Origin of the sequence: Leeia oryzae DSM 17879 (assembly GCF_000376945.1) — a bacterium.
GTDB classification, from domain to species: Bacteria; Pseudomonadota; Gammaproteobacteria; order Burkholderiales; family Leeiaceae; genus Leeia; species Leeia oryzae.
The window spans coordinates 201,972-217,757 of sequence record NZ_AQXU01000025.1; the positions used below are offsets into that span (position 1 = coordinate 201,972).

Consider the following 15,786-nt stretch of genomic DNA (forward strand, 5'->3'; position numbering starts at 1 on the left):
TCCATAAGAATTATTTTGATAAATCCATTAACTTTCAAATACGCCAAAAGCATATTCACAAATTAAATGCTTATTTATCATTGTTAAAGATTTGAATGCTGGTCGCTTGCCAAGTGATCAGAATCAGGGGGTACCCGATATTTTTAATGACCTGCAGCTGACGGATCTATTACAACCCCTATTTGCCATGAATACCATACCAAATAAGGAAAGCTGCTGATGTTCAATAGAGCGTCAGGGCGGTATATGCTACACTCCGCGCAACTTGGCTATTTCTGGTTTGGCAATGAAACTCGCTCTTACACCTACGCTTTTATTTACGACCATAGCGACCCTGCTACTCGGGTATTCACTCTGGCAGCTCGACCCCGGCTATATGTCCCTGTGGCAAGCCACCTTTACCTTTCTCGGGTTGATGACGCTGGTGTTTGCCTTGCAGCAGATGGCCAACTGGGCAGGCCGAAAATCCGTGGTATCCCTGCTGGCCATTGCCCTTGCCATTGGCGGAGGCGCTGCTGCCGTGAGCGGCTGGCAAGAGTATATTGATCACCTGCACCAGAGCGATTTCTACCGCCAGCAAATCAACGGTTTTATCGGCCAGGCCAACCTGTATGCCAGCCTGGTGCTATTGGGCTGGCTGGCGGCCATTTACCTGCTGTGCCACATCCCCTTCCGCTGGGTGCGATACATCACCTTGTTCGCGGCCCATATTCTGTACTGTGCACCACTACCTTTTACCGGCTCCAGAACCATGCTGATCAGCATGCTGGCGCTCTCACTGCTGTCACTGGCCGGCTGGTTCATGTTCCGGCTGCAAGAAACCAAACGCATGGCGGGCACCGTGTTGCTGGCCATGCTGCTGGGGCTGGCAGCACAGGTTTCCTTGCCGGAAGTGGCTTCCAAGCTGACCGGCATCAGTAACCGCAGCACCCTCAACCGGATTGAGGCTGCCGGCATGACAGGCAGTAAACGTCTGCGCACCGATGAATGGCGCAAGAGTGTTCTGGTATGGGAAGCACACCCTGTGGGTGGGGCTGGTGTTGGCCGTTATGCCTATGAGAGCTTTCAGTTGCAGCAGCGCCCGCCTTTTAATGAAGTCCAGCGCGAGCAAGTCTACGACCATTCTCACAATCTGTTTACCCAGCTGGCGGCAGAAACCGGCAGCGTGGGCCTGGCCCTGACCTGCACCCTGTTCCTGATCTGGTTATGGCAGCAACGTGCCACCGAGAAGAATGCCGCGACACTGTTCTGCTGGAGCGGCATTCTGGTGCTGTTTATCCACTCCAATCTGGAATATCCGTTGTGGTACTGGTACTTCCTGATCTCGTTTACCATCATGCTGGCCATGACGGATGAAGCCATTGCCTATATCCGGGTCAATACCGCCATGATCAGCCTGCTGTTTCTGGCGTGTCTGGGCGGAACCGGCTGGGCGGTTTACACCACGTACATTGGCGCCAGCCAGGTCGAAGAAGGCTATGCACTGTCTGATGACCAGCCGAAAAAAGCCATGGCCATTGGTGAGCAAGCGGCCCGCAACCCGTTTGTGGCCATTGAAGCCGACCAGATGGTGAGCTATCTGGAAAACGTGGAACCGGTCAACCTGGGTTACAAGCTGGCCCGCAATACCCGGCTGCTGCACTGGCGCCCGTATGCGTCCGTGGTGTACCACCGGGCGCTGCTGATGGCACAGCTTGGCAAGATGGACGAAGCGAAGAAGTGGTTGCTGGCCGGCTTGAAAGTGTACCCGTCCAAGCGGGTCGACTATTTTGATCCGTTACTGGATGACAGCGTCCAGAATGCCAATCTCAAGGCCCTGCGCGCGTTTTACAAACAGGCATTGCAGGCGATGGCCGCCCCCAAGACTGCGGCACATTAAGCCCATTCGTGAGTTCATCATGCAACAGGCCCGGAAACGGGCCTGTTTGCTTTTGTGGGGTGGAGATGTTTAACAACGCCAGTTCCCGCCGACTAGGCAAGTGGGCGGCAGACTAGGTCATCAACCCAAAGCAGTCGCTCACCCCCCCCCCGTTGCATTGGTACATTCTGACAGGCTGGTTATGGGTAGAAAGGTGCTGACAAGTGGTGGTTTACCTATTACTTGCCAGCAGGCAAATGATCTCCAGTTCACCTGTCTCCCAATACCGCAAGCATTACGCCCAATAAAAAACCCATACACCGTGATGGCTGCATGGGTTTTGGACAACACCACGATCATTGTTACAGTTTGAAGCGTCCCATAATAGCCTGCAGGGAGCTGGACAACTGCTCCAGCTGGGCCACGGCTTCAGCCACTTCATCGATGGTGGCGCTATTGTCTTGCACCATGCTGCTGATTTTCTCGATATTCTGGGCAATATCCGTGGTGGCAGCGGCTTGCTCTTTAGTGGCATTGGCCACATCAGACACACCCGATACCAGACGGCCGGTTTCCCCATGTACCTGGCTAATCGCATCGGCCGCCTTGCCAGACAAGGCTACGCCCTGATCAACCTGCTGGCGGGTACTGCCCATGCTGGTGCTTGCAGCATCAATCTCGGTACGGATACCGGACACGATGGTCCCGATCTCGATGGTCGCTTGTGCAGTACGTGCCGCCAGTTTGCGCACTTCATCGGCCACCACGGCAAACCCGCGCCCCATCTCGCCCGCACGCGCGGCTTCAATGGCTGCGTTCAAGGCCAGCAGGTTGGTTTGCTCCGCAATGTCCTTGATCACCTGCACAATGGTATCCACTTGCTGGGACTGGGTACCCAGCTTATCCATGGTTTCGGCCAGCGAATTGATACTGGTATTGATCTGGCCAATACCTTGCGCCACATCCCGTACCAGTGATTCACCAGAGGACGTGGCCTTGCCTGTAGCAGAAGCCGTTGATTCAAAGTCCCGCAAGGTGTCAGCAATGTACTGGATACTGACGGTCACTTCTTCTACGCTGGCCGCAGTAGCGGTGGCTGCCTCTGCCTGATGGTTGGATGCCGAGCGTACCATCTGGGCAGACTCGTGCAACTTGGCAGCCGCTTCGCCCACAGACTGGCTTTGCTGGCGCACTTCAATAAACATGGCACGCAAGCTGGCAATAAAGCGGTTAAACGCATCGGCAATCTGGCCGATTTCATCGTTGGACTGAACCGGCAACTGATGAGACAAATCCCCGCTACCATTGGCCACGGCATTCATGGCATCGCGCATCGCTGCCAAGCCTGACATCATCCGGGCAATACCGGCATACGCCAGGAGCCCTGCGCCCACACTGCCGGCCACCAGCAGGACCAGCATGATCATCAGCAGCTGGTTCAGGTCAGAGGTTGCCTTGGCTTCCGGCACCATCACCCCCAGTAACCAGCCGGTGTTACCCACCGGATACAAGGCCGTAATCTGTTTGGCACCACCGATATCCAGCACCTGGGTTTTTCCATCCTGCGATACCTTGGACAGATCATACCCGGCAATGACTTCATTAATCGGCTTGAGACCGGAGTCTTTGGCCGGATGCGCGACCACGGCCCCTTCTTTGGTAATCAGGAAGGCATAGCCATCACCCGGCAGCTTGGCAGACACTACTTCTTCCACCACACGCTTTAGGGTCACGTCGCCACCGGCTACCGCCACCAGATTACCGCCGTCTCGTCGCGCCATGGCAAACGTGATAATCGGCTGTTTGGTAGACGCATCGATATAGGGCGGAGAAGCAATCGGGCCGCTGGAGGCCATTGCGGCCTTGTACCATGGACGTCCGGTCGGGTCATAGCCCGGCGGGACCAGTGTCGCCTTGGAGAACTGGGTCATGGTTTTATCAGGCTGGCCGACATACATATCGTCAAAACCGCCGGCATCATGGGCCTGGTCGAGCACAGCCTTCAAGTCACCCGTACCGAAGCGCGGCAATACCGATGCCACGATGCGTTGGCGAGATTGCACCCATTCGGATACAAAACTGACTTTAGAAGCGGCTGCCTGATTAATCTCTGCATAAATCCCTTCCAGCAAGGATTCACGCATTTTGTAATAGGCCACACCAGAAAACAGGGCAGAGAGTAATACAACGATGGTCAGGACAAATACAATGACACGGGACCGAATAGATTTCATGGAGTCCTCTTTCTTGTTAGTAGTCGTTTCCGCAGCAAGCCACTATCCAGGGTGCTACGATACCCTGATGGCGATCATGCTTGCTGTGCTGGACAGGCAAATCCAAGCTTATAAAAGACATCAAATCTCTTACAAAACAACAATATTTTTGTGCCTCGTATTTTCATTCTAATCTTGATTTAGATTTTTGAAAGAAAACAATTCAACACATGGGAGGTTACAAAGCGCGCAGCTTAGCGCGATTTGTAAACAATTGCAAAATACGATTGCTTTTCTGCATATGCTGATTTGCATCAAGGCAAATTCCGGTTTGTTACAAGCATGTGACATGCGACAAAGGCATATAAAAAGATGCATTCCTGTTGTCAGAATGGGTCTGGCAGCAGGAAATTACACCTTTGAATTGGAAACATCGCTCAGTCGTTAGATATATCTCCCAGAAAAGTACTCGCTGGTGGATACAGCGTTTTGAATATAAGTGACGGTTTTCCAGTTCTGGCAAATGACAGAAATCACTCAATTACCTTGCGATCACGGCCAACCAGGAATTTCCTGAAACACTTGCAGACTAGCGCTCCCCCGATATACAACAAGCCTCCTTTTGCAAGCAGCGGTATATCGTGCAACCGCCAGCGCATGAGCCTCTACGCTTTCAAACCGCTGGAAACTTACCGCTAAACAGATCGCGCAAGAGACTATGGCGATATCGCCAACCCCGGTATCTAGTCAAGAGTCATGATCAAACACGCTTGGATATACAGCGTAAAAGCCACATGGATGTCGTCCGGCAAATCGAATCAATCGTGCCACAACATTCGGTTATCCGAACATTCAGAAAACGACCACCCTGCGACAACAACACCTATCCTATTGATCTTAAAACGCATTTTCAAATTGAGCCTAGTTGGCATGTTTTATGCTGAAGATCAGATACAAGGCACCGATGAAACTCGCTTTCAGTTCCTCTCGTCCTGAATGGAGATGCCTCGTGTGTTGACTTATCTATATCTGCGCAATTGCTGCGCCAAAGGAGAGAAGATGTTTCGTAAAGCAACCTTAATCATGGCAGCCATCAGTGGTGTGTTTTCAGTAGCAGCATCGGCAGAAGATACCACGCTGCCAACACTGCAAAAGATTAAAGCCAGCGGCATCATCAATGTTGGTCATCGAGAATCCTCCATTCCGTTCTCTTATCTGGATGACAAGCAAAAGCCTATCGGCTACTCGATGGACCTTTGCAACAAGATTATCGAGAACGTAAAAAAAGACCTGAACATGCCAAGTCTGAAAGTAAATTTGGTACCTGTCACGTCTGCGACCCGTATTCCATTGATGACAAACGGGACCGTTGACCTTGAATGTGGCTCTACCACTAACTCGATGGAACGCCAAAAACAGGTAGCGTTCGGGGTTGCAACGTATGTGGCACCCGTGCGCATGCTGGTCAAAGCAGGCACCAAACTTGACTCTCTGGATGACTTAAACGGTAAAGCGGTTGTGACAACAACCGGTACGACATCTGATCAGTTGATCCGTAAAAATGAAAAAGGCATGAACATTGACGTGAAAAACGTCTACGCCAAAGACCATGCAGAAAGCTTCCTGATGGTAGAAACCGGCCGTGCTGATGCGTTTGTAATGGATGAAATCCTATTGGCAGGTTTTATTGCCAACGCCAAAAATCCTAAGGACTTTGCAATTGTCGGCCCAACCCTGCGTGCTGAACCTTATGGCATCATGCTGCGCAAAGATGATCCAGCCTTCAAGAAAGTAGTGGATGACACCCTGAAAGGTCTGATGAAGTCTGGTGAGATCAACAAAATTTATCAAAAGTGGTTCCTGAGCCCAATTCCACCCAAAAACATCAACTTGAGCTTGCCAATGAGCCAAGAACTGAAGAATGCATTTACCAACCCGTCTGACAAGGGTGTGTAAGGTAAACGCGGTCTGGTTGGCAGAAACACACTGAGCGCCTCTGCCGCCAAATTGTTAAAAGAAGTCCGGCGGGTAGTGGGTGCTTTGCCACTACCCGGCTTCCACCTATGTCACGGTTGACCTCTTTGCCACATTGACCGTCTCTGCGCATCGTGTTCTTTCTTGGCGACAGACGGTAAGGAGTGTTCATGAGTACTTATCAATGGGATTGGGGCATCATTTTGCAACAAGTCCCAGAATCCGAAGAGTTTTATTATCAATGGCTAATATCAGGCCTTGGCTGGACAATTGCGACCGCCCTGTCGGCATGGGTCATCGCCTTGCTACTCGGCTCGCTGATTGGGGTATTACGTACCCTGCCGTCCAGACCTCTGTCATTTATCGGTACTGCGTATGTAGAGCTATTTCGGAATATTCCGCTAATTGTGCAGTTATTTATCTGGTTCTTTGTCGTACCAGAGCTAGTCCCCACTGTAGTGGGTGACTGGATGAAGCGCGATATGCCACTACCGGAATTCACCACGGCGGTATTTGGCCTTGGCCTGTTTACTGCGGCCAGGGTAGCAGAACAGGTCAGAACAGGGATACTGACACTACCTCGTGGGCAAAAAAATGCCGGGTTGGCACTAGGCCTCACGCTGGGACAAACCTACCGACATGTACTGCTGCCAATGGCGTTCCGCATTGTGATTCCGCCACTCACCTCCGAATTCATGAACATTTTCAAGAATTCAGCTGTGGCCCTCGTTATTGGCCTGACAGAACTCACGTTTCAGATGAAACAGATCACAGGCGACTACGCCCCATCCAACCCCATTGAGGTGATGACCCTGGTCAGTCTGCTATATCTGTCTGTGGCGCTTAGCGTCAATCGCATCATGGCATTTATCGAGAAGAAATCACGTGTGCCTGGCTATATTTCGGGAGGCAAGTAATGGACATTAACCTCGGAAATATCTGGCACGCCCGTGACTTCATACTAGAAGGTTTGCAGTACTCGCTCAGCCTGACCGGGTTTGCCATGCTCATCGGCATTACGGCTGGTACTGTGCTGGCGATTGCGCGCCTGTCTTCTAACCGCATGGTGAGCAGTGCGGCTGCAACTTATGTGAACCTGTTCCGCTCCATCCCGCTGGTTTTGGTGATTTTCTGGTTCTACATCTTGCTGCCACTGATTACCGGCATCCAGATGGGGGCCGACAAATCTGCCTATATCACTTTTGCGATTTTTGAAGCGGCATATTACTGCGAAATCATCCGCGCCGGCATTCAGTCCATCCCGAAAGGCCAGATCAATGCGGGCTTGGCGATGGGATTCACCCCGGCTCAAAACATGCGTTATGTGATTTTGCCCCAGGCCTTCCGCAACATTCTGCCACTGCTCCTGACACAGACCATTGTGCTGTTTCAAGATACCTCGCTGGTTTACGTGGTAGGTGCAACTGACCTCTTGGGTGCAGCAGACAAAGTGGCCCACCGGGACAATACCTTGGTAGACATGTATCTGGGCGTCGCCATCATCTACTTCACCATCAGCTTTAGCCTATCGAAAGCAGTGAAACAGTTGCATGGCAAGATCGCCATTATTCGCTAAGGGCGTGCGGCCAGCCGCAGAAGCCAGAAAAGGATTTGCAAATGATTGAAATTAATAAAATTAGCAAATGGTATGGTGACTTTCAGGTTCTGACCGATTGTTCTACCCGTATCAATAAAGGCGAGGTCGTGGTCGTGTGCGGGCCTTCAGGCTCGGGGAAGTCCACCCTCATCAAATGCGTAAATGCGCTCGAACCATTCCAGCAGGGTGACATCATTGTCGATGGAATTTCGGTTGCGGACCCGAAAACCAACCTGCCGAAACTGCGTTCACGTGTGGGGATGGTGTTCCAGCACTTCGAACTGTTTCCACATCTGTCGATAACAGAAAATCTGACGCTCGCGCAGATGAAAGTGATGGGACGCAGTAAAGAAGAAGCATCTCAAAAGGGGCTCGCATATCTCGACAGGGTTGGCCTGAAAGCTCATGCGCACAAATTCCCTGGCCAGTTATCTGGTGGACAGCAGCAGCGCGTCGCAATCGCACGTGCCTTATCGATGGACCCGATCGCCATGCTGTTTGATGAACCGACCTCGGCACTCGACCCGGAAATGGTGAACGAAGTGCTGGATGTCATGGTAGAACTGGCTCAGGAAGGCATGACCATGATGTGCGTCACCCACGAAATGGGCTTTGCCCGCCGGGTAGCTAACCGTGTGATTTTCATGGATAAAGGTCAAATCGTGGAAGATTGCGCCAAGGAAGCGTTCTTTGGCAATGTCGAGGCACGGTCGGAACGTGCCCAGCAGTTCTTGTCCAAAATATTGCAACACTAACCCCAGGAGTATGTCATCTGCCGCCTCAGGGTAGTGTGGCAGATGACATCAGCCCAGCATGCTCAGCAAGCCCGTTCTGATCGATTTTGCCCAACAGCTCACCAAAAGATCAGTTATGCTCTTCTCTGAGCCTGACGAAGACCTTCATTCCAGCGTCAGGCAGCAAGGATGTGCTGACGACATGCAACTCAAAACCCACGGCTCCCTCTTTAACCAGGCCACACTGCTCAAACTGATTCTGTTAGTGCTGCTGATGATTGGCATCGGCGTATTAACATTTCGTTTGAGCATTCAGCACGGCATCAAGACCCTGCAAGAAAGCGCCAGCAAGCAGCTGGAGTTTCACACCAAGGGGATCGAGAGTGAAATGGGCAAGTATGCCTTTCTGCCTTCGATTCTGGAACTGGAACAGTCTGTCAGTGAGCTATTGCGGTCCCCTTCGCCCCGTACCCGCGCAGCCGCAAACCGTTATCTGGAAGGGCTCAACAAGCGAGCAGGCAGCCGTGCCGTGTATGTGCTCGATACTACCGGCCGAGTACTTGCTACCAGCAACTGGAATGATAACGACAGTTATCTGGATGAGGACCTTTCTTTCCGCCCCTACTGGCAAGATGCCATCAAGGGAACACCTGGCCGCTTTTACGGGATCGGCATCACGGTGGGGGAACCCGGCTACTATTTATCTCATCCGCTACTCTATCGCGACCGGATTGTGGGTGTTGGCGTCGCAAAGATCAAACTGGAAGCATTGGAAGAGCGTTGGCAAAAAGCCGGTTTGCACGCATTTGTGACGGACAGTAACGGCATCATTATTCTTTCCTCCGATCCATCGCTCAAGCTGAAAGCCTTGAACCCGATCTCTCCTGAAAAGCGGGAGGCATTGGCCAGAAGCCTGCAATATTACTGGCAAGCACTGCTGGATCTTGCACCGATTACCCGAGAACCGATCGGGCATCATGCCGAGATACTGGTACTAAAAGGGGATAAAACAGAAAACCATCGCCCCGTGAGCTACATTGCCCAGACCCGCTTGCTCCACGGTACGCCTTGGGGTTTTACCCTATTGGTACCGCTTGATTCGGTGCATGATGATGCCATCAGCAATGCCATTTTGGCCGCCACCCTGTTTGCCTGTTTCACGATTCTGCTCATAGCCTGGAACGAGCGCAGAAAGGTGATTCGCGCTCGGCTGGCAGCCAGAGAAGCGCTTCGCAAAGCCAATAGCGAGCTGGAACGACGGATTGCAGAACGCACAGAAGTTTTGCAACAAACCAATCTGCGCCTGATGGCAGAAGTTGAGTCGCGTATGGCTGCAGAGCAGCATCTGCGTGAAACCCAGGGAGAGCTGGTGCAAGCCAGTAAAATGGCCGCAATTGGACAGATGTCGACGGGCATTGCTCACGAACTGAATCAGCCACTGGCTGCACTGCGAACCATTGCGGCTAATAGCATTCGGTTTCTCGAACGTGGCAATGACGAGGTTGTTACCAGCAATCTGCAAATGATCAATGAGCTGGTTGACCGAATGGGGCGGACGACTGCCAACTTGCGTGCGTTTGCCCGCAAACCCGACCGCCAGCAGGGTATGGCCAGTCTCAAGCGCTCTCTCGACGCCAACTGGCTGTTACTGCAGCCGCGGCTGGCGGGCGTAAAAATAACCCTGACCGGGCTTGAGAGTGATATTAGCTTAAAGATTGATCAGACAAGTCTGGAGCAAATACTCACCAATCTGTTGGGCAATGCACTGGACGCCATGCAATCAACTGCCGCACCACATCTCCAGATATCTGCAGTACAAACAGATGGAAACCTTCATTTGACAGTAGCCGATAACGGTAGCGGCTTATCGACAGAAGCACTTAACAACCTGTTTCAGCCATTCTTTACGACCAAACCGGCGCCGCACGGGTTGGGACTAGGTCTCACCTTGTCAGCCAGTCTCGCGGCGGCTGTTGGCGGTAAGCTAAGTGCAGAACAGGTTCCGACCGGCGGCGCAGCTTTCACTTTGTCGTTACCAATCTCCTCTATCCAGGAATTGTCTTCATGACGCCCAACACACTTAAAGTCCTTATCATCGAAGATGACCCGCATGTTCTGGTAGGCTGCTCGCAGGCATTTGCGCTGGAAGAGATTCCCACCCTGACAGCCACTTCGGCCGAAGAAGCCCTGCCGATGCTGGCGAAAGATTTTGCCGGCATTGTCATCTCGGATATCCGCCTGCCAGGCATGGATGGTTTACAGTTGCTCAAGCAGATACGCCAGATGGACGCGACCCTGCCTGTGGTTCTAATTACCGGCCACGGTGCTATCAGCATGGCCGTTGATGCCATGCGAGACGGCGCCTATGATTTCATCGAAAAACCTTTCTCGCCGGAAAGACTGATTGAAGTGGCCAGACGAGCCATGGAGCAGCGACGACTGGCTTTGGAAGTTTCATTTTTGCGCAAGCAGTTACACGAGAAACCGCTGGAAGCCTTTCTGATTGGCCACTCGGCAGCCATGAAAACGTTACGTCAGCTGATCGCCAACCTGGCAGATACGGACGCCAACGTCCTGATTGAGGGGGAAACCGGCACCGGCAAAGAACTGGTAGCGCGTAGCTTGCACGATTTTAGTCGACGAAAGCTTCATGCCTTTGTGGCACTTAACTGCGGGGGGTTACCCGAAAGCCTGTTTGAGAGCGAGATTTTCGGGCATGAGGCTAATGCCTTTACCGGCGCGGGCAAGAAGCGGATCGGCAAGATCGAGCATGCACACCAAGGCACATTATTTCTTGATGAAATAGAAACCATGCCGATTGCGTTGCAGATTAAATTATTGCGGGTATTGCAAGACAGAAGGCTGGAACGCCTGGGATCAAACCAGACCATTCCCGTTGATTGCAGGATCATCGCAGCCACCAAAGAAGATCTGGAACAGCATAGTAAAGCCGGGCATTTCCGTACCGATCTTTATTACCGTCTGAATGTCGCCACACTTGCCATTCCGCCACTACGTCAGCGCAAGGAAGACATACCACTCTTGTTTGAGCATTTCCTGCATGAATCGACATTGCGCTTTGAACGAGAAGTCCCGCCGCCGGATAGAAGCACCATGGCCAGCCTTCAGTCGCATGACTGGCCGGGCAATGTCCGGGAGCTGAAAAATGTTGCAGAGCGGTACGCCTTGGGCCTGCCGATTTTCAAAAGTGCCATGATCCCTGAAAAAACAGGTGCTCAGAATTTTGCCCAAGCAGTAGAAACATTTGAGAAAGCACTCATACGCGACGCGCTGGCCCACTATCAGGGCAATCTGACGCAAGCAAGCCAGGCACTCGGTATGGCTAAAACAACACTGTTTGATAAAGTGAAGAAGTACAACCTGAAGGATGAATCAACGGGCACTGGCAACTAGAAAAACGCAACATGCCAGCATGTACAGCTGGAAGCTTGCCTAGCCCAACGCTTTTTCTATGGTAGCCGCCATTTTTTCCGGCTTGGTAAATGGCGCAAAACGCTTGATGACTTTGCCATCACGGCCGATCAGGAACTTGGTGAAATTCCAGCGAATGGGCTGCCCCAGCAGGCCGCGCGCCTCTTGCTTTAGCCAGCGGTACAGCGGGTGTGCCTGCGGGCCATTGACCTCAATGCGTTCAAACATCGGGAAGCGCACACCAAAGTTGGTCTCGCAAAAGGTACCGATCTCGGCAGCCGTCCCCGGCTCTTGCTGGCCAAACTGGTTGCATGGAAAGCCCAGAATCTCCAGTCCATCTTTGGCATATTGCTCGTAAAGCGCCTGCAAGCCGGCGTATTGCGGGGTAAAGCCACACTGGCTGGCGGTATTGACCACCAGTACCACCTTGCCTGCAAATTCGCTCAGCGGTCTGGGTTGGCCGGCAAGCGTATTGGCAGAAAAATCGCTGAGTACCGGCATGTTTACTCCCCTTTGAAACGGTAGATGGCCACGCTGGCAAACAGATTGGGCAAGAACGGAACATGCTCGCCCTCGTGCAGCTGGCGGGTTTCCAGCGCCTGGAACCCCAGTTCATGGCACAGACGACTAAAATCTTTGATGGTACAAAAGTGGATGTTCGGCGTGTCGTACCACTGATACGGAATCAGGTCCGAGACGGGCATGCGCCCGCGCAAAATCTGCCAGCGGTTTTCCCAGAAACCAAAATTGGGAAACGACACGATGCACTCCTTGCCCACTCGCACCATTTCTTTCAGGATGCCCTCGATATCACGCATCGACTGGATGGTATGGCTGAGGATTACATAATCAAACGTGCCGCTTTCAAACATCGACAGACCGGCTTCCAGGTTACTCTGGATGGCATGAACGCCGTGTTCCAGACAAGACACGATATTGGCATCGTCACGGTCGACACCGTAGCCGGTCACCTGACGTTCCTGCTGCAAAAATGCCATCAGGGACCCGTCACCACACCCCAGATCCAGTACCCGGCTACCAGGGGTAATCTGTTCGGCAATCTGTTTGAACTCTGGCCGGATATTCAATGTTTCAGCGTCAGCCATTACGCGACCTCACTATAAATTCGTTGCATGTAATGCCGCATCACCGCGAAATACTGCGGGTCGTCCATCAGGAAGGCATCGTGCCCGTGCGTGGATTCGATTTCGGCATAAGTCACCTTGTGGCGGTTATCCACCAGTGCTTTCACGATTTCGCGCGAGCGGTCTGGCGAAAAGCGCCAGTCAGAATCAAACGAGGCGATCAGGAAAGAGGCCTTGGCACGAGCCAGCGCGCGGGTCAGGTTACCCTCGCCATAACGTCGGGCCGGATCAAAATAATCCAGCGCCTTGGTCATCAGTAGGTAGGTGTTGGCATCGAAATACCCGGCAAACTTGTCCCCCTGATAACGCAGGTAAGACTCGATCTCGAACTCGACATCAAAGCTGTACTGGAATTTTTCGTTACGCAGCATGCGGCCGAATTTTTCGCCCATGCCGTCATCTGACAGATAGGTGATGTGACCCAGCATCCGCGCCAGCCGCAGCCCGCGGGTTGGCACCACGCCATGCTGGTAATAGTCGCCGTTATGGAACTCCGGATCGGTCAGGATCGCCTGGCGGGCTACATCGTTAAAGGCAATATTCTGGGCAGACAACTTCGGCGCAGAGGCAATGACCACGGCGTGTCGAATCCGTTCAGGGAAGCTCATGGTCCACATCAGGGCCTGCATGCCACCCAGACTCCCCCCGACCACCGCCGCCCATTGGTGGATACCAAGGCGGTCTGACAAGCGTGCCTGGGAATCTACCCAATCCTTGACCGTCACCACCGGGAAGCTGGAGCCATAAGGCTGGCCAGTAGCCGGATTGATGGAAGAAGGTCCGGTCGATCCATGACAGCCGCCCAGATTATTCACCCCAACCACAAAAAAGTGATTGGTATCAATCGGTTTGCCCGGCCCGATCATGGTATCCCACCAGCCAGGGTATTTTTCATCGGCATGGTGGCGCCCGGCCACGTGATGATGGCCGGACAGCGCATGGCAAATCAGGATGGCGTTGGATGCATCTGCATTGAGCGTGCCATAGGTTTCATAGACCAGATCGTAATTGGCCATATCCACGCCACAGGTCAACGCCAGTGGCTCATCAAAATGTGCCGTCTGTGGCACGACAATCCCGACTGATGACGAGTCTCTTTGAGAGGACATAAAAACTCCGGCAGTTTGTCTCCACCAGCGGTGTTATCTGGCGGCAAACCACAAAAAACAAAAAACCCGCAGGCCAGAAAGCGCAACGGGTTTATAGATTCACTCGCACGCTTTAGCCCCATTTATTACGCGCCGGCAAGCTGTTTTCAAATCGGCGCGGAGCCGCTTTGCAAGCAAGCTCCAGTTGTTGGCAAATGTATACCTAAGCAGGGGGAGTGTCAATTGCAAGGCGTTTGCCAGCAAGGGAGCAACCAGCCTGGCATGCAAATGACTTACGACAAACTACAGCAAACAGCCATCAAATTGGGACTGATTTGATTTAACACAAAGAGCCACCCCCGCTGCTTTGACACGATGGATGGCGTCGTTGCGTCCAGACCTGGATATATCACTACCGTGCTTTATTAAAGGACTCCTCCATGTCACCCTTGCTGATCAGTGGTCTGATCTTCCTCTTTGCCCTGTCCGGTTTCCTGATAATGAAGAAAAGAGCTGGCAAAACCATACCATCCGACGGCCCTCCTGACGCTGCGCCTGACATGGAACGTATCGGATGGCAGGGACAACTCTGGCGTGCGGGTGTGATGCTGGCTGCCGTTGCCGCCCTTGTCTACGGCTTTTTCTTTCTGATGTTTCGGGATCAGACAGGCTGGATCGACAAGTTTCAGCTGATCGTGATGCAGGAACCCACACGCTACGTGACCATGCCGCGCGTGATTGCATTCGTGCTCCTGGCCGTTCTGGTGTGTGTTCTGCTACTAAGGACTCTGCGCAAGATGCTGTTTCCCGCAGGTCTCGGTCGCGGGTATTTAAGAGCCGCCGTTGCGCTGTCAATCCTTGGACTTGGGTTACAGATTGGACTGATCGCCGTCATTTTCATGGATGATATGGAGGCCGGCAATATTGCAACCCGCATCACATGGAAACTGGATCCGCAAGGCTATATACATGATCAGGCCATGCTCGCACTCAAAAAGGAGCTGACTGAACGCCCGGAGAACTATTGCCTGCAACTCCGGCTAAAGGACCCCATCAGCATCACGGCCAATAACATCGGCCTGGATGGCCAGGGTAGTAGCTATGCGTTTTCTCACCCAGAAGCCATGGTGATACTCAATAACCGCATGCCGTACATATGCACAGAAACGGCTAAAAGGGACATTGCCTACCGGCTCGCCAGTAATTTCGCTTTCCTCAGCCAGTTTAAAACCCGGTGCCCAACCCTGAGCGCCAGCAGGTATTGCACAGAGACTGCCAACAATCTGCTGGATTATGGCACCCCGACACCACCGGACTGGATGGCCAGTACCCACATCAAGGACGAGAACGACCCGGACAAAGGCATCCTCAGCGTCATGGCCCTGATGCCGGACAACCCCGGCTACATGCTGAGCGTGATGGAAGACTGGGACAAAGAGAAACCTGTCGAGCAGCTGGAAGAAGCGATCCGCAACCGACAGTACAGTCCGCAGGACAACAGGGCAGAACTGTTTGCATTCGATTGCAAAACAGGGACACACCGCAGCATCTGGGTAGATGTACATCCAGGAAAATCTTACCGCTGGTGGGAAGTCTACAAAGGAGAGAACCTCAATACAGCCCCTGCTGAAGCAGCCTATGCTAAAAACACAGTGGGCGACCGTATGTATTTTAACGCCTGCTTTACCTGAGCATCATGATGCCGTAGCCTGTTATCAGGCCTTCCGGCCTTGCCGGGCCGGACT

The 15,786-nt window shown here is 52.7% G+C and carries 12 protein-coding genes; 8 read left to right on the forward strand and 4 right to left on the reverse strand.

Features of this window, described 5'->3' with window-relative positions; all coding sequences use genetic code 11:
• The first annotated feature begins 286 nt into the window (after positions 1-286).
• Entirely contained in the window at positions 287-1,879 is a 1,593-nt protein-coding gene (locus F552_RS0114390) for a PglL family O-oligosaccharyltransferase (protein WP_083917519.1), read from the forward strand.
• A 341-nt stretch (positions 1,880-2,220) separates the two neighbouring features.
• Here F552_RS0114390 and F552_RS0114395 read toward each other — a convergent pair whose 3' ends face one another.
• Positions 2,221-4,092 carry a methyl-accepting chemotaxis protein gene (locus F552_RS0114395; protein ID WP_018152456.1) on the reverse strand — a complete coding sequence of 624 codons (1,872 nt, stop codon included), beginning with the start codon at positions 4,090-4,092 and terminating at the stop codon, positions 2,221-2,223.
• Between the two features lie 1,038 nt (positions 4,093-5,130).
• Here F552_RS0114395 and F552_RS0114400 point away from each other — a divergent pair.
• From F552_RS0114400 to F552_RS0114425, 6 genes are all read left to right on the forward strand, one after another.
• Positions 5,131-6,027, forward strand: a complete 897-nt coding sequence (locus F552_RS0114400; protein WP_018152458.1) for a transporter substrate-binding domain-containing protein — start codon at positions 5,131-5,133, stop codon at positions 6,025-6,027.
• 188 nt (positions 6,028-6,215) lie between these two features.
• Positions 6,216-6,962 carry an amino acid ABC transporter permease gene (locus F552_RS0114405; RefSeq protein ID WP_018152459.1) on the forward strand — a complete coding sequence of 249 codons (747 nt, stop codon included), beginning with the start codon at positions 6,216-6,218 and terminating at the stop codon, positions 6,960-6,962.
• The gene (locus F552_RS0114410; protein WP_018152460.1) at positions 6,962-7,621 is read left to right on the forward strand and encodes an amino acid ABC transporter permease; all 660 of its coding nucleotides are present in this window, start codon (positions 6,962-6,964) and stop codon (positions 7,619-7,621) included. Before F552_RS0114405 ends, F552_RS0114410 begins: the two co-directional genes overlap by 1 nt.
• Before the next feature lie 41 nt (positions 7,622-7,662).
• On the forward strand, positions 7,663-8,397 hold the full coding sequence (locus F552_RS0114415; RefSeq protein ID WP_018152461.1) for an amino acid ABC transporter ATP-binding protein: 735 nt from the start codon (positions 7,663-7,665) through the stop codon (positions 8,395-8,397).
• 181 nt (positions 8,398-8,578) lie between these two features.
• Complete coding sequence (locus tag F552_RS0114420; RefSeq protein ID WP_026182754.1) at positions 8,579-10,444, forward strand: sensor histidine kinase; 1,866 nt, start codon at positions 8,579-8,581, stop codon at positions 10,442-10,444.
• Positions 10,441-11,790 carry a sigma-54-dependent transcriptional regulator gene (locus tag F552_RS0114425; protein ID WP_018152463.1) on the forward strand — a complete coding sequence of 450 codons (1,350 nt, stop codon included), beginning with the start codon at positions 10,441-10,443 and terminating at the stop codon, positions 11,788-11,790. The genes F552_RS0114420 and F552_RS0114425 overlap by 4 nt, the downstream gene beginning before the upstream one ends.
• A 39-nt stretch (positions 11,791-11,829) precedes the next feature.
• On the opposite strand, the gene F552_RS0114430 is transcribed toward F552_RS0114425, so the two are convergent.
• From F552_RS0114430 to metX, 3 genes are read right to left on the reverse strand one after another with little or no spacing between them, the layout of a single operon-like run.
• Positions 11,830-12,309 carry a glutathione peroxidase gene (locus F552_RS0114430; protein WP_018152464.1) on the reverse strand — a complete coding sequence of 160 codons (480 nt, stop codon included), beginning with the start codon at positions 12,307-12,309 and terminating at the stop codon, positions 11,830-11,832.
• A 2-nt stretch (positions 12,310-12,311) separates the two neighbouring features.
• Positions 12,312-12,914: a methionine biosynthesis protein MetW gene (gene metW / locus F552_RS0114435; RefSeq protein ID WP_018152465.1), complete on the reverse strand. Its 603-nt coding sequence runs from the start codon at positions 12,912-12,914 to the stop codon at positions 12,312-12,314.
• Positions 12,914-14,062 carry a homoserine O-succinyltransferase MetX gene (metX, locus tag F552_RS0114440; RefSeq protein ID WP_018152466.1) on the reverse strand — a complete coding sequence of 383 codons (1,149 nt, stop codon included), beginning with the start codon at positions 14,060-14,062 and terminating at the stop codon, positions 12,914-12,916. Before metX ends, metW begins: the two co-directional genes overlap by 1 nt.
• Positions 14,063-14,481: 419 nt before the next feature.
• On the opposite strand from metX, the gene F552_RS0114445 reads away from it, so the two are divergent.
• Positions 14,482-15,732, forward strand: a complete 1,251-nt coding sequence (locus F552_RS0114445; RefSeq protein WP_018152468.1) for a hypothetical protein — start codon at positions 14,482-14,484, stop codon at positions 15,730-15,732.
• Positions 15,733-15,786 lie beyond the last annotated feature (54 nt).

Bases quoted from the DNA above. Each gene is read 5' to 3' on its own strand.
- F552_RS0114390 (WP_083917519.1), top strand. From the start codon at position 287: ATGAAACTCGCTCTTACACCTACGCTTTTATTTACGACCATAGCGACC.
- F552_RS0114395 (WP_018152456.1), bottom strand. From the start codon at position 4,092: ATGAAATCTATTCGGTCCCGTGTCATTGTATTTGTCCTGACCATCGTT.
- F552_RS0114400 (WP_018152458.1), top strand. From the start codon at position 5,131: ATGTTTCGTAAAGCAACCTTAATCATGGCAGCCATCAGTGGTGTGTTT.
- F552_RS0114405 (WP_018152459.1), top strand. From the start codon at position 6,216: ATGAGTACTTATCAATGGGATTGGGGCATCATTTTGCAACAAGTCCCA.
- F552_RS0114410 (WP_018152460.1), top strand. From the start codon at position 6,962: ATGGACATTAACCTCGGAAATATCTGGCACGCCCGTGACTTCATACTA.
- F552_RS0114415 (WP_018152461.1), top strand. From the start codon at position 7,663: ATGATTGAAATTAATAAAATTAGCAAATGGTATGGTGACTTTCAGGTT.
- F552_RS0114420 (WP_026182754.1), top strand. From the start codon at position 8,579: ATGCAACTCAAAACCCACGGCTCCCTCTTTAACCAGGCCACACTGCTC.
- F552_RS0114425 (WP_018152463.1), top strand. From the start codon at position 10,441: ATGACGCCCAACACACTTAAAGTCCTTATCATCGAAGATGACCCGCAT.
- F552_RS0114430 (WP_018152464.1), bottom strand. From the start codon at position 12,309: ATGCCGGTACTCAGCGATTTTTCTGCCAATACGCTTGCCGGCCAACCC.
- metW (WP_018152465.1), bottom strand. From the start codon at position 12,914: ATGGCTGACGCTGAAACATTGAATATCCGGCCAGAGTTCAAACAGATT.
- metX (WP_018152466.1), bottom strand. From the start codon at position 14,062: ATGTCCTCTCAAAGAGACTCGTCATCAGTCGGGATTGTCGTGCCACAG.
- F552_RS0114445 (WP_018152468.1), top strand. From the start codon at position 14,482: ATGTCACCCTTGCTGATCAGTGGTCTGATCTTCCTCTTTGCCCTGTCC.